The organism is Nocardioides potassii, assembly GCF_021648885.1.
Classification (GTDB): domain Bacteria; phylum Actinomycetota; class Actinomycetes; order Propionibacteriales; family Nocardioidaceae; genus Nocardioides; species Nocardioides potassii.
This window is the reverse complement of record NZ_JAKJHZ010000006.1, coordinates 143,488-157,772: the sequence shown is the minus strand read 5'-3', so window position 1 is coordinate 157,772 and position 14,285 is coordinate 143,488. Positions and strand designations below refer to the sequence as shown.

8 protein-coding genes are annotated in these 14,285 nt (G+C 73.2%); 5 read left to right on the top strand and 3 right to left on the bottom strand.

Going from position 1 to position 14,285, the window contains the following annotated elements; genetic code table 11:
* The first annotated feature begins 161 nt into the window (after positions 1-161).
* Positions 162-2,483, top strand: coding sequence for a sodium-translocating pyrophosphatase (locus L2K70_RS10045; RefSeq protein ID WP_236401702.1), 2,322 nt, complete (start codon positions 162-164; stop codon positions 2,481-2,483).
* Between the two features lie 66 nt (positions 2,484-2,549).
* Here L2K70_RS10045 and L2K70_RS10040 read toward each other — a convergent pair whose 3' ends face one another.
* Both L2K70_RS10040 and L2K70_RS10035 read right to left on the bottom strand, forming a co-directional pair.
* Entirely contained in the window at positions 2,550-3,443 is an 894-nt protein-coding gene (locus L2K70_RS10040) for a phosphotransferase (protein ID WP_236401701.1), read from the bottom strand.
* A gap of 15 nt (positions 3,444-3,458) precedes the next feature.
* Positions 3,459-5,564 carry an MMPL family transporter gene (locus L2K70_RS10035; RefSeq protein ID WP_236401700.1) on the bottom strand — a complete coding sequence of 702 codons (2,106 nt, stop codon included), beginning with the start codon at positions 5,562-5,564 and terminating at the stop codon, positions 3,459-3,461.
* A 40-nt stretch (positions 5,565-5,604) separates the two neighbouring features.
* Here L2K70_RS10035 and L2K70_RS10030 point away from each other — a divergent pair, with 40 nt between their 5' ends.
* The 4 genes from L2K70_RS10030 (at position 5,605) to L2K70_RS10015 (ending at position 10,817) form a co-directional block, all read left to right on the top strand.
* Positions 5,605-7,086: a DUF7059 domain-containing protein gene (locus L2K70_RS10030; protein ID WP_236401699.1), complete on the top strand. Its 1,482-nt coding sequence runs from the start codon at positions 5,605-5,607 to the stop codon at positions 7,084-7,086.
* A gap of 132 nt (positions 7,087-7,218) precedes the next feature.
* Positions 7,219-9,336, top strand: a complete 2,118-nt coding sequence (locus L2K70_RS10025; protein ID WP_236401698.1) for a PQQ-dependent sugar dehydrogenase — start codon at positions 7,219-7,221, stop codon at positions 9,334-9,336.
* Between the two features lie 49 nt (positions 9,337-9,385).
* Positions 9,386-10,390, top strand: coding sequence for a sugar phosphate isomerase/epimerase family protein (locus L2K70_RS10020; protein ID WP_236401697.1), 1,005 nt, complete (start codon positions 9,386-9,388; stop codon positions 10,388-10,390).
* 85 nt (positions 10,391-10,475) lie between these two features.
* The gene (locus L2K70_RS10015) at positions 10,476-10,817 is read left to right on the top strand and encodes a DUF3140 domain-containing protein (RefSeq protein ID WP_236401696.1); all 342 of its coding nucleotides are present in this window, start codon (positions 10,476-10,478) and stop codon (positions 10,815-10,817) included.
* Between the two features lie 6 nt (positions 10,818-10,823).
* On the opposite strand, the gene L2K70_RS10010 is transcribed toward L2K70_RS10015, so the two are convergent.
* The gene (locus L2K70_RS10010) at positions 10,824-14,237 is read right to left on the bottom strand and encodes an ATP-binding protein (protein WP_236401695.1); all 3,414 of its coding nucleotides are present in this window, start codon (positions 14,235-14,237) and stop codon (positions 10,824-10,826) included.
* Positions 14,238-14,285 lie beyond the last annotated feature (48 nt).

Below are 14,285 nucleotides of genomic sequence, written 5' to 3'. Positions count from 1 at the left end.
GCCCCACGCACCACATCACCCCTCTGGGCTGGCCCGGAGGGGCTTTGTACGTTCCAATCCGGTGTGCCCGTGTGGTCTGGGTCACCCCCTCCCGTGATCTGGGTCACCTCTGCGTAGACTCCGGCGCGTTCACGGATCTTTTACGTCCTAGGAGGACACGCATGACGGGGACTCTGCCCGCGGTCGTGGCGCCTGAGCTCGAAGGTGGAAACCTGGTCCTGGTCGTCGTCGTCGCCCTGATCGCGCTCGGCGCGCTCGGGATGGCCGCGATGTTCCGGTCCCAGGTGCTGGCCGCCGGCGAGGGCACCGACAACATGAAGACGATCGCCCAAGCCGTGCAGGAGGGCGCGGACGCCTACCTGCAGCGACAGTTCCGCACGCTGGCGATCTTCGCCGGCATCGCGTTCTTCGCCCTGCTCGCCCTGCCCGCCGACGACATGGCGATCCGGATCTTCCGGTCGGTGTTCTTCATCGTCGGCGCCGGCTTCTCGGCCGCCGTGGGATACCTCGGCATGAGCCTCGCGGTCCGCGCCAACCTGCGCGTCGCGGCCGCCGCCGAGACCGAGGGTCGCGAGCGCGCGATGAACATCGGCCTGCGCACCGGCGCCACGGTCGGCATGCTGACCGTCGGCCTCGGCCTGCTCGGTGCCAGCATCGTCGTGCTGCTCTTCCAGGACGAGGCGCCCACCGTGCTCGAAGGCTTCGGCTTCGGTGCCGCGCTGCTGGCGATGTTCATGCGGGTCGGCGGCGGCATCTTCACCAAGGCCGCCGACGTCGGCGCCGACCTCGTCGGCAAGGTCGAGCAGAACATCCCCGAGGACGACCCCCGCAACGCCGCGACCATCGCGGACAACGTGGGTGACAACGTCGGCGACTGCGCCGGCATGGCCGCCGACCTCTTCGAGTCGTACGCCGTCACGCTGGTCGCGGCGCTGATCCTCGGCTCGCAGGCCTTCGGCGACAAGGGCCTCGTCTACCCGCTGCTCATCCCGGCCATCGGCGCACTGACCGCCGTGCTCGGCGTCTACATCACCACGCCCAAGGCCGGTGTCAGCGGCCTGACGACGATCAACCGCGGCTTCTACCTCTCCGCGGCCATCGGCGCCGTGGCCAGCGTCGTGCTGTCGTTCGTCTACCTGCCGACGGACTTCGCCGACCTCACCGGCGTGGGCGCCAGCGTGCTCGACCAGATCTCCGCGGAGACCCCCGACGGCAATCCGGCCCTCATCGCCTCGGTCGCCGTGGTCATCGGCATCATCCTGGCCGCCGCGATCCTCGCGCTGACCGGCTACTTCACCGGCACCGAGTTCCGCCCGGTCAAGGACGTCGGCAAGACCTCGCTCACCGGTCCGGCGACCGTGATCCTGTCCGGCCTCTCGGTCGGCTTCGAGTCCGCGGTCTACACGACCATCGTGCTCGGCGCGGCCGTCTTCGGTGCCTTCCTCCTCGGCACGGGCTCGCTCACGATCTCGCTCTTCGCGGTGGCGCTGGCCGGCTGCGGCCTGCTCACCACGGTGGGCTCGATCGTCGCGATGGACACCTTCGGCCCCGTCTCGGACAACGCCCAGGGCGTCGCGGAGATGTCCGGCGACGTCAGCGAGAACGGCGCGCAGATCCTCACCGACCTCGACGCCGTCGGCAACACCACGAAGGCCATCACCAAGGGCATCGCGATCGCGACGGCCGTGCTCGCCGCGACCGCGCTGTTCGGGTCCTACGCCTCGACCGGCCTCGACCAGCTGCAGGAGTCCAACGCGGACTCCTCGGAGCTGCTGAGCCTGTTCGTCTTCGACCCGTCGGTCCTCGTGGGCATCCTGCTCGGCTCGGCAGTGGTGTTCCTCTTCTCCGGCCTGGCCATCAACGCCGTCGCCCGCGCAGCCGGCGCGGTCGTGATGGAGGTGCGCCGCCAGTTCCGCGAGATCCCCGGGATCATGGAGGGCACCGGCCGCCCCGAGTACGGCAAGGTCGTCGACATCGTCACCCGCGACTCGCTGCGCGAGCTGGTGACGCCCGGCGTGCTGGCCGTGATGGCCCCGATCGCCGTGGGCTTCGGTCTCGGCTTCAGCGCACTGGCCGGCTTCCTCGCCGGTGCGATCGGCACGGGCACGCTGATGGCGGTCTTCCTGGCCAACGCCGGCGGCGCGTGGGACAACGCGAAGAAGCTGGTCGAGGACGGCCACCACGGCGGCAAGGGCTCCGAGGCCCACGCGGCCACGGTCATCGGCGACACCGTCGGCGACCCGTTCAAGGACACCGCCGGCCCGGCCATCAACCCGCTCATCAAGGTGATGAACCTGGTCTCGCTGCTCATCGCGAGCGCGGTGGTGTCGCTGAGCGTGGGCGACGACGAGAACGACGTGCTCCGGATCGTCATCGCCCTCGTGGCGGCTGCGATCATCGTCGGCGTGGTCTACATGTCCAAGCAGCGCGAGTCGTCGATCACCGACGAGGCGCCGGCGGCGCCGGTCGGCCCGACCGTCTGACCCGCCGCCCGACCGTACGACGCCGACGGCCCGTCGCCCCTCTGGGGGCGGCGGGCCGTCCGCCGTTCAGCGCTCGTCGAAGTGCGGCCGGGTCAGCTCGGACGTCAGTCCCCCGAGAGCCGTGCGGTCGTCGGCGTCACCGACATGAGGTCCCTGCAGCCACTGGGCGAAGGACCAGACCTCGCCGAGGCGCCACTCGAGGTCGAAGAGCCGCACCATCTGCGGGTCGTGGTCGACGTCGCGGCCCTCGTGCACCAGCGTGGCGAGGTCGCGCTCGCGCGGGGCCAGCCGCAGCGACTCCCAGTCGATCAGCCACGTGCGGCCGCGGGCGACCCACTGGTTGCGCACGTGCGGCTCGCCGTGCGTGACGACGTACGACGACGGGTCGGCCAGGGCGAGCAGGCGGGCGTGCTCGCGGGTCCACGCGCCGACCCGGGCGAGGTGCTCGACCACGAGCTCCCGGGCCGCCGGACCGAGCGGACCCGACCACGGCTGCTGCAGCAGGTCGCGCAGCCGGTCGCCGAGGTCGGGCTCGACCTCGCTGGTCCACGCCAGCGCAGCGTCGGGTGCGGGCACGGCGTGGAGCCGGGCCAGCAGGTCGGGGAGCTCGGCCACGGACTCCTCGGGGCGCTGCCCGTCGAGCCACCCGGTGACGCTCGCCTTCCGCGTGCCCAGCGCGACGACGTACGGGCCTCGCGACGACGGGAGGGACGGCCAGGCGAAGTCGAGGTCGAGGGCGGCGGCCGAGGAGTACGCCGCCTCGAGGCTGGCGACCGTGTGGCGCGGCAGGTCGGGGTCGAGCGTCAGGAACAGCCTCGGCTCGCCTGAGACGTCCACGCGCCAGTGGTGGGCGCCCCAGCCGACGGGCAGGTGCTCGACGACGTCGGCGCGGGGGTCCCAGTGCGTGCGAGCCAGGTCGAGGATCTCCCCGTCGCTGACGTCCGGTGGTCGCTCGAGCACGCCACCATCCTCACATCAGGCTGGGCTGGTGGGTCGCCGCCGCAGGCCCGGGCGCCACCAGTTGCGCTCCCCGAGCAGGGTCATCGCGGCCGGCAGCAGGAGCCCGCGGACGATCGTCACGTCGAGGACGATGGCCACCGTCATCCCGACGCCGACCTCCTTGACGTTGACCAGCTTGCCGGCGGCGAAGCCGATGAAGACGATCGAGACCGCGAGCGCAGCGAGGGTGACGACCGGTCCCGAGGCCGTGATGCCGGCGAGCACCGCGCGGGTGTTGTCCTCGCGCGTGCCGCCCAACCGGTCCCACTCCTCCTTGATGCGCGCCACGAGGAAGAGGTGGTAGTCCATCGAGAGGCCGAAGGCGAACATGAACAGCAGCAGCGGCGTGGTGAGGTCGAGGCTGCCCGTCGCGGTGCCGCCGAGCAGCGGACCGCCCCAGCCGTGCTGGAAGACCAGGACGACGACCCCCAGCATCGCGGCCAGCGAGAGGACGTTGAGGACGAGCGTCTTGAGCGCCACGACCACCGAGCCGGTGAGCCGCAGGAGCAGCAGCCCCGCGACCAGTACGACGACCCCGATCGCGAGCGGCACCCGCGCGCCGAGCGCCTCGCGCGAGTCGACGAGCTCCGCGGCCGGACCCCCCACCTGCACCGTGAGCTCGTCGTCGAGCGCGCGGATGTCGGTCACGGCGCGCTGCGCCGCCTCGCCGCTGGTCGGCCCGACGGGGGTCACGATCCAGCGGCTCCAGCCGTCGGGCAGCCCGGACAGCAGCACGACGTCCTTCACGTCGGGCAGCTCGGCCATCCGGGCGGCCATCCGCTCGAGCGCGGGGTCGCCGGAGGGTGCGTCGGCCAGCACGTCGATGGGGGCGGTGGCGATGTCGGGGTAGTCGGACTCGATCACCTCGATGACCTCGCGGGCCTCGCTGCCCGGCGGCAGCGAGCGGGCGTCGGACGCCCCGAGCCGCAGCCCGAGGAGCGGGGTGGCGAGCAGGACGAGGACACCGCACGAGGCGAGCAGCACCGGCCACGGACGGGCCTGGGCGAGGCGGGCGAACCGGGGGAGCAGGGCCTCCTCGCGCGGTCGCGAAGGCCGGCCGAGCACGCCGCGGTCCGGCTCGGGCAGCCAGCGGTCGCACGCGACCAGCAGCGCTGGGCCGAGCGTCAGCGCGGTGACGGTGACGGCGAGCACGGCGACCACGCCGCCCACGGCCAGCCCGTCGAGCAGGGGGTCGCCGAGCAGGAGCAGGGCGCCGATCGAGGCCCCGACGGTCAGCCCCGAGACCACCACGGTCCGCCCGGCGGTGGCCATGGTGCGGGCGAGGGCGTCCGGTGCCGGGACCGTGCCCGCGCCGCGCTCCTCGACGTAGCGATGCAGCAGGAGCAGGCAGTAGTCGACGCACAGGGCGAGGCCGAGCACCGTGACGACGTTGACGGCGAAGTCGCTGACCGGGGTGACGCCGGCGAGCCCGGAGAGCGCGAGGAGCGCGAGCGCGACGGACGCGAGGGCGGCGCCGACGGGGACCAGGCCGGCGGCGAGGTTGCCGCGAGCCAGGACCAGCAGGGCGAGGAGGACGACCAGCGCCACGCCCTCGCCGATCGCCGCGTCGCTCACCGCCTGGTCGGTGAAGGTGCGTTCGGCCAGCAGGTCGCCACCGGCCGCCACGTGCGGGAAGGGTGCTCGGCGCAGCAGGTCGACCACGTCGTCGGCCGTGGCCAGCGCCTGCTCGTCGCTGAGGGCGGGATCGAGCTCGACCTCGACCGCGGCGCTGGTGCGGTCCTCGGCGACCAGGTCGTAGGCGTTGGTGGTCCACGGGTCGCGCAGGTCGACGACGCCCTTCACCTCGCGGAGCGCGAAGACGACCTCGGCCGTCTTCTCGCTGGTGGCGGGGTCGAGCGGGTCGGTGCCGGAGAGGACGACCAGCACCTGCTCGCCCTCGGTCTCGAGCCGGTCCAGGCGTTCGCCGACGACGGTCGACTCGGCTCCCGGGCGCGGGCCGACGTCCGCGGCGCGGTCGAAGACCGAACCGCCCAGCACGGCGCCCGCGACCACCAGCACGGCCCACAGAGCCAGGACCGCGCGGTGGTGGCGGTGGAGCCAGGGCCCCGTCCGTTCGAGCACGGCGTGACCCTACTCAGTCCACCGCGCCTACGCTGGCGCCGTGCCTGCCCCCGACCTGTCCTTCGCCGCCCCGCTGCGCGACGCGCTCGTCGCCGCCGACTTCACCTACGACCGCGTGGCCGAGGCCATCGGCGATGACGCGCACCGCGCGCTCGGCCGCAACGAGACCCTCCCCGCCCTGCGTCGTACGACGTCCGGGGGGCCGCTCGACACCCTCGTCCGGCTGTTCCTGCTGCAGACCCCGGTGGCGCGCGAGGCCGCCGACCGGGCCCTGCCGGGGCTGGTCGACCGGCTCTGCAACGCCGGGCTCCTCGAGCAGAGCGTCAGCGAGGTCGCGGCCCGCATGGACTGCCGGCCCTACGCGACCGAGACGAGCGACCTCTGGATCGTCTCGGACCTCACGCCCGGCCTCGACGGGGCGCCGGTCGCGGTCGGCCCCGACCACGTCCTCGGCATCTCGAGCGCCTCGACGAGCCTGGCCCAGCTCACGATGCGCGAGCCGGTCGGCTCGGCGCTGGACCTCGGCACCGGCTGCGGCGTGCAGGCGCTGCACCTCGCCGGCCACGCCGACCACGTCGTCGCGACCGACGTCAACGCCCGCGCGCTCTGGATGACCCGGCTCAACGCCGCGCTCAACGGCGCGGAGGTCGACGTGCGCGACGGGTCGTTCTTCGAGCCGGTCGCGGGAGAGCGGTTCGACCTGATCTCGACCAACCCGCCGTTCGTGATCTCCCCTGCCACCGGCGAGCGGCTGGTCTACCGCGACTCGGGCCTGCCCGGTGACCGCGTCGTCGAGCACATCGTCCGCACCGGCCCCGACCACCTGACCGACGGCGGGTGGCTGCAGGTCCTGGCGAACTGGTCGATCGTCGCGGGCCAGGAATGGGACGAGCGGCTCGGCTCGTGGCTGCGCGAGGACTGCGACGCGCTGGTCGTCCAGCGCGAGACCCTCGACCCGGCGGCCTACGTCGAGCTCTGGCTCAAGGACTCCGGCCACCACGGTGGGCCGGACTACACCCGGCGCTACGACACCTGGCTCTCGTGGTTCGAGGACTCCGGCATCGAGGGCGTCGGTTTCGGCTGGGTCAACGTCCGCCTCGGCGGCAGCGCTCGAGCAGGCGGTGGCACCCGCCAGCTCGTCGAGTGGCCGTACGACGTCGAGCAGCCGATCGGCCCGGCGATCCACGCCTGGGGCGACGCGGTCACCGACCTGCGGGGCCTCGGTGACGACGAGCTGCTCGCGAGCACCCTCGTCGCCCGCGAGGACGTCCAGCAGGAGACGGTCGGCCGCCCCGGGGCCGAGGACCCCGAGGCGATCGTGCTGCGCCAGCAGCGTGGGTTCCGCCGGGCGCGAACCGCCGACACGGTCGAGGCGGCCCTGGTCGGCGCCTGCGACGGCGACCTCACGGTCGGCCAGATCCTGGGCGCGCTCGGCGACCTGCTCGGGCGTGACGTGGACGGGCTCCGCACGGCGTACGTCCCGGTGGTGCGTGAGCTCGTCGCGGAGGGGTACCTCGTCTGACCCGCGCGTCATTCGGTCACCCCGACTTGTGTCGATGGGTGAGCAAAAGTTGTGAGGCCGTTGACGTAACGCTCGTCACACGCCTACGTTGCAGGGGCTCCTCGTCAACTCGGGAAACAGGAGAAACCCCCCATGACGCAATTCCTCCGCAGCGGGATCGCGGTCGCCGCCGGCGCCGCCCTCTGCCTGCCCCTGCTCGCCACCCTCCCCGCTGCCACCGCGCACGAGGGACACAGCGACACCAAGAAGGCGCCGTCGTCGCGCCAGTTCCAGAAGGTCACCCTCAACGACCGGCCCGGTGAGCCGCTCGACCTCGCCGTGCTCCCCGACGGCGACGTCCTGCACACCACCCGTGCCGGCGTCATCTGGCACTACGACGCCCAGACGGGCAACAACACCGTCGCGGGCCGGATCCCGGTCTACCTCCACGACGAGGAGGGACTCCAGAGCATCGCGCTCGACCCGAAGTTCGACGGCAAGAAGAACAGCTGGGTCTACCTCTACTACTCGCCGCCGCTCGACACCCCGGGCGACGACCCGAGCACCGCCTCGATCAACGAGGGCGACGCGCCGGAGACCGGCACCGCCGCCGACTTCAAGCGCTACAAGGGCTTCCTGCGCGTCTCGAAGTTCCGCTTCACCGGCGGCCAGGTGCGTCTCGGCACCGAGCGCAAGGTGCTCGACGTGCCGGTGGACCGCGGGATCTGCTGCCACGTGGGCGGCGACATCGTCTTCGACTCCAAGGGCAACCTGATCCTGTCGACCGGCGACGACTCGAACCCGTTCCAGTCCGACGGCTTCGTGCCGCTCGACGAGCGCAAGGACCGCAACCCGGCGTTCGACGCCCAGCGCACGGCCGCCAACACCAACGACCTGCGCGGCAAGATCCTGCGGATCAAGCCCAAGGCCAAGGGCGGCTACTCGATCCCGAAGGGCAACCTGTTCAAGCCCGGGACGCCGAAGACGCGCCCGGAGATCTACTCCATGGGCTGGCGCAACCCGTTCCGCATCGAGATCGACCCCGACACCGACGCGCTGTGGGTGGCCGACTACTCCCCGGACGCCAAGAAGGCCAAGGCGTCGCGCGGCCCCGCCGGTCACGGCAAGTGGGCCGTGGTCGAGGAGCCGGGCAACTACGGCTGGCCCTACTGCGCGACCGCGCGCCTGCCCTACATGGACTACGACTTCCGCACCGAGAAGAGCGGCAAGGCGTTCGACTGCTCGGCCCCGGTCAACACCTCGGTCCACAACACCGGCAAGCGCAAGCTGCCCCCCGTGACCCAGCCCGAGGTCTGGTACTCCTACGGCAAGTCGAAGCGCTTCGCGGGTCTCGGCACGGGCGGCATCGGCCCGATGGCCGGTCCGGCCTACCAGTACGACGCGAGCGTGGCCAAGCGCCGCAACTCGGTCGCCTGGCCCAAGCGCTACGACGACACCCCGATGTTCTACGAGTGGACCCGCGACTACATCAAGGGCTTCCACGTCGACGGTGACGACGTCGCCATCGAGTCCGTCGTGGCCGGCATCGTGACCGACAACCCGATGGACATGGAGTTCGGTCCCGACGGCGCGCTCTACGTCCTCGAGTACGGCGACGGCTACTTCGCCGAGAACCCCGACGCCCAGCTCTCACGCATCGACTTCGTCGGCACGGGCAACCGCAGCCCGAAGGCGCGGATCACGACCGACCGCGCCGCCGGCAAGGGGCCGCTGACGGTGAGCTTCTCCGGCGAGACCAGCAGCGACCCCGACGGCGACACCCTGACGTACGCCTGGGACTTCGAGAGCGACGGCACGGTCGACAGCCGTGAGGCGACGGCGACCCACACCTACACCGTCGACGGCAGCTACCGAGCGTCGCTGCGCGTCACCGACGAGGACGGGCGCAGCGTGTCGGCCGACGTCGACATCACGGTCGGCAACCAGGCCCCGGAGATCGAGTTCGTGACCCCGGTCGACGACCAGGAGTTCCGCTTCGGCGACACCGTCTCCTACGAGCTCAAGGTCACCGACGACGACCCGGTCGACTGCAGCCGCGTGACCGTGACCTACGTGCTCGGCCACGACACCCACGGCCACCCCCAGTCGACGGCCAACGGCTGCTCGGGCTCGCTGGTCACCAGCGTGCCCGGCGGCCACGACCCGGCCACCGACGACCTGGCGGCGGTCTTCGTCGCGGAGTACACCGACGCCGGCTCGCAGCCGGGGCTGACGGGGTACGCCGAGGTCGTCCTGCAGCCGGCCGGCTGACAGAACACCCGAGAAACCCCCCGAGAAAGCCCAGGAAGAGAGGCACCACATGTGTTTCGGACATGACGGCGACGCCGCGCTGCGGGAGTCGATGGAGAAGAAGGGCGCCAGCCGGCGCGGCCTGATCGCCGGCGCCGCCGCCGGCGCGGCGGGCCTCGCGGCCCTGGGGACGGCCGGTCCGGCCGCCGCCCACCCCGGCCGGGGCCGCGGCCACGGACCCCAGGGTCCCAAGGGTCGCGAGGTGGCCGAGGAGCTGATCAGCATCCAGCTCTACACGTTGCGCGCAGCCATGACCACGCGCGACAGCGTCCTGCAGCAGCTCGACCAGCTCGCGAAGTACGGCTACTCCCGCGTCGAGCGGGCCGGCCTCTACCCGGCGGCCGGCCTCGACACGGCGGCCAAGCTGAAGGCCGAGCTCGACAGTCGCGGCATCTGGGCCTCCTCGAGCCACGACGGCATCAGCGCCGACGCGGCCGCGCTGCAGAAGAAGCTCGACGACGCCAACACCTTCCGGCAGAAGTACCTCGTCGTGCCCTACCTCAACTCCGACAAGCTGAGCGACTGGCAGCTGTGGGTCGAGCAGATGAACACCGAGGCGGCGGCGGCACGCAAGCGCGGGCTGCGCTACGGCTACCACAACCACGCCCACGAGTTCACGATCGACCTGGGTGGGGGCCTGACCCCGTGGGAGGTGCTCACCGAGGGGCTCGACCCCACGCTGGTGCACCTCGAGGTCGACCTCTACTGGGCCTACACCGGTGGCGTGAACACCGGCGCGGCCGACCCGCTGGCCTTCGCCAACGAGGTCGTCCGGACGGCGCCGCAGGAGGTCCGCCAGTACCACGTCAAGGACCGCCACGGTGCCGACGCCGCGGCGCTCTACAAGCAGACGCCCGGCGACATGGCCGACCTCGGCCTCGGCGTGATCGACTTCCCGGCCATCTTCAAGGCCCACCAGGTCGAGGAGTACATCGTCGAGAACGACACCCCGGACTTCACGCCGGCGGCCACGGCCAACACCGGGTTCCGCTACCTCCAGGGGCTGCACTTCTGATCGATGCCCGGTCGCAGCACTGACCGGGCGATCACGGACCCACTGCGGTGCGGTGAGACCGCACCGCAGTGGGTACTGCCCGCGCATGGCTGACTCCGTGATCACCGACGAGCTGTGGGACGAGTTCCACGCCGTCGTCACCATGACCTCCCGCGAGCTGACCGACTGGATGCTCACCCAGTCGTCGGGGGAGGACACCGCGACTCTGGCGACGACCCCCGACCTCGAGGTCACCCAGCAGGTCGTCGCGATCCTCGGCAAGCGCCGCACCGACGTCACCCCCGACGACGCGGACACCATGGCGCTCGTCGTCGACCAGGTGCGCACGATCCGCGGCGACGAGCCCGAGCCCGAGGCGTACGACGACGACGTGCGGCACCTGCTGATGTCGTTCGGCCACGACCCGCTCAAGCCGACGGACGCGTAGCCGCCCTCAGAAGCCCCGCGCCTCGCGGTGGCCCGCCAGCCACCGGGTGACGGCCGGCAGGTCCCACTCGACGGCCTGGGCTGCGGCACGGTCCGCGACGACCGTCGCGCGGGCCGTGTCGCCCTGCACCGCGAGGGCGAGGGCGAGGTAGGCGTCGATCGGTCCCATGCACACCGAGATGCCGTAGATCGCCAGTCGACCGGCCATCGGCTCGAGGCCGGCGGCGGCCGTGCGCGCCAGCGTGACGTCGTCCAGTGCTGCGGCCGTCTCCGCGAGCCCAGCGAACAGCGGGCCGGCGGTCCAGTTCGGGGTCCACCCGGCGTAGGCCTCGGCGAGGTGCAGCCGCTCGTCGGCGTCGCGCAGGAGGTCGACGCGTCCCGAGCGGGCCGCGACGGTGAGCACGCCGCCGCGGGTCATCTCGTCCTGGCCGCCTCCGGTGGCCTGCCACATCGGGTCGAGCAGCTGGGAGATGCCGGGGGTCCAGGTGAGCTGTCCGGTCAGCACGCCGAAGCCGTGCATCTCCCGCCCGGGGATGGCGGCGTAGGCACTGCCCCGCAGCACCTTCTCGCCGTACAGGGTCGCCCGCTCGGGCTGCTCGCGCATGGCGGCGAGCGTGACCTCGACCAGGCCGAGCGCGACGTCGATGTAGATCAGCCTCCGGCGCCGCGCGACCGCCTCCGCCTCGCGCGCCCGGACGTCGTACCCGGCCACGTCGCCGAGCTCGAGCAGGATGCCCGCCAGCATCGTCAGCGAGACCGCCCGCCGGTCGTCGCGACCGGGCCCGGCCTCGGTGCGGTCCGCGGCGGCCAGGGACTCGAGCGCGAGCTCGCGACGCCGCTCGGCGTGGACCGGGCGCCAGAGCGCGAGCCACGCGGTGTTGGCCGCCCACCACGCGACGACGGGATCGTCGGTGCCGCGGGCGATGCGGAGGCCCTCGTCGACCAGCGCCTCGGCCTCCGCCTGCCCGGTCGGGTCGTAGTAGAGCTCGAGGGCCAGCACCAGCATGAGGACCGCGCGGGCCGGTGCGTCGCTCGGGTCGACGTGGGCCAGCGCCCAGCGCAGGTCGTCGATGACGTCGGGGAAGACCTCGCCGTACTCGTGGACCGACCAGACGCTGTGCCGGGTCAGCTCGGAGGCGGCTCGGGCGACGAGGAAGGGGTCGCCCTCGGTGCGGCCGAGCGCGATCGCCTCGACGACGCAGTCGACGACCACGTGCCAGTCCGCCCCGAGCTGGGCGTCGCGTGCGCGCCGCAGCAGGAGGTCGAAGAGCTCCTCCCGGCGGCCAGCCGGGTCGCGCCGGTGGGCCTCGACGGCGGCGGTGAGCAGCGCGACGGCACCGGGGTGGTCGGCGTCCGACCGCGCCTGGTCGGCCGCTGCTGCGGCCGCGCGCCACGCGCGGCCGGTGTGGGTGGGACCGGCTGCCAGCCAGTGCCGGGCGAGCTCGGCGACGCGCTCGCGGGGGTGCACCAGCGCGGCGACCTGCTCGTCGGCGTCGATGGCGTGCGCCACCTGCGCGTGGAGGCGGGCGAGGCGGGTCGGGGGGACCGATCCGGCCACGGCGTCGCGCGTCAGGGCGTGGTCGAAGGCGAGCACGCCGGCCTCGAGGTCGCGGACGATGCCCGCGGCGCGTGCTGCTGCCAGCGCGAGGTCGGTGGCCTCCGGGTCCTTCCCCGCGATCGCGGCGAGGACGTCGAGGGAGAACTCGCGGCCGAGCACGGCGGCGAGGAGCAGCAGGTCGCGCGTCTCGTCCGGCACGGTCTCGAGCCGTCGGAGCAGGACCTGGCGCACGGACGTCGGCAGGTCCTGGCCGTCCCCGCCGAGCCGGGCCAGCTCGACGAGGAAGAAGGGGTTGCCCCCGCTCCGTGCGTGCCAACGGTCGACGACGTCGTCCCCGGGGTCGGTGCCGGTCACGCCGGCGACGAGGTCGCGCGCCTCGGCCGGCTCGAGCCCGCCGAGCTCCAGCTGGGGTGCGTGGCGCCGGGCCAGCAGCTCGAGCAGCTCACCCAGTGCTCCGGACGGGGCGGGCCACGGACGTCGGCTGACGGCCAGGGCGATCCGCTGGCCGGGCGCGGCGGCCTCGGCCAGCGCCGACAGGGCGCGGAGCGTGGGGGTGTCGGCCCAGTGCAGGTCCTCGACCACCAGCAGGACGGGATCGTGCTGCGCGCGGGCGCGCACGGTGTCGCCCAGCAGCGCCCACGTGGAGAAGGCCCGGCCCTGCACCGTCTCGGCGTCGTCGAGCTGCTGCTGCAGGAGGCGTACGTCGACCGGCTCCTCGCCGTCGCGGGCCAGCCCGGCGAGGAGGGCTTGCCAGGGCCAGAGCGCCGGCGCCCCGTCGTCGGACGAGCAGCGACCGACCGCGACGCAGAAGCCCCGTTCGCGCGCGGTGGCCACGAGGTCGTCGAGCAGCCGGGACTTGCCGATGCCGGCCTCGCCGACGAGCACGCCGAAGCCCGGCGTCCCGGCCGCCGCGTCGTCCAGCAGGCGCTCGAGCGCGGCGCGCTCGCGGTCACGGCCCACGGTCGAGGTGGTCCGACCGGGCGCGGGCTCGGGACCTGTGGGGGCCGGTGCAGCGACGGGGGCTGCGGGGGCGACGGTGCGTCGCAGCCACTGCAGCGGTCCCTGGTCCTGGCGCAGCAGCGCCTGCTCGAGGTCGCGGAGCTCCTGCCCCGGGTCCAGCCCGAGCTCGTCGGCGAGGAGGGAGCGGACGTCGCGCAGCGCGGCGAGCGCGTCGGCCTGGCGGCCCGACCGGGCGAGTGCCAGCGCGTGGAGGGCGCGGGTGCGCTCGCGCAGCGGGTCCCGGGCGGCGGCCTGCTCGGTGGCGGCGACCGCCGTGGCGTGCTCGCCGAGGGCGAGGAGCCCGAGCGCGCGGTCGTCCTCCGCCCCGGACCGCAGCTGCTCGAGAGCGGTTCGCTCGGCCAGGACGTCGGGGTGGTCGAGCAGGTCGGCGTAGGCCGCCCCCCGCCAGGTCCCGAGAGCCGTCTCGAGCCGCTCGACGTGCTCGGCGACCGTGGCCGCGTCGGGCCAGTCCGCCGCGGGACCGGTCGAGAGCTGGGAGGCCAGCGGGGCGAGGGCGCGCTGCGATCGCCGTACCTCGTCCGCGAACCAGGTCGCGTCCACCTCCGCACGCGGGAGGTGCAGGCGGTAGCCCGCGTCGGCCGTGAGCAGCACGGTCGGCTTCTCCCGCGGCGCGAGCCCGGGCTCGAGGGTGCGGCGGAGACCGGAGATGTAGGAGTGCAGCGTGCCGTAGGCGCCGCGGGGCGCGTCGTCGCCCCAGACGAGGTCGACGAGGGCGTCGGCGGTGACGTCGGTGTCGAGGCGCAGCGCGAGGGCGGCGAGGATCGTGCGGGGCTTGCGCGCGCCGAGCTCGACCGGGCCGTCGTCCCCGTCCACCCGGCTCGCGCCCAGCACCCGCACCCGCACGGCGGCCAGCCTAGGTCAGCGAGGACCTCCTCGCGCGCTGTCTGGACC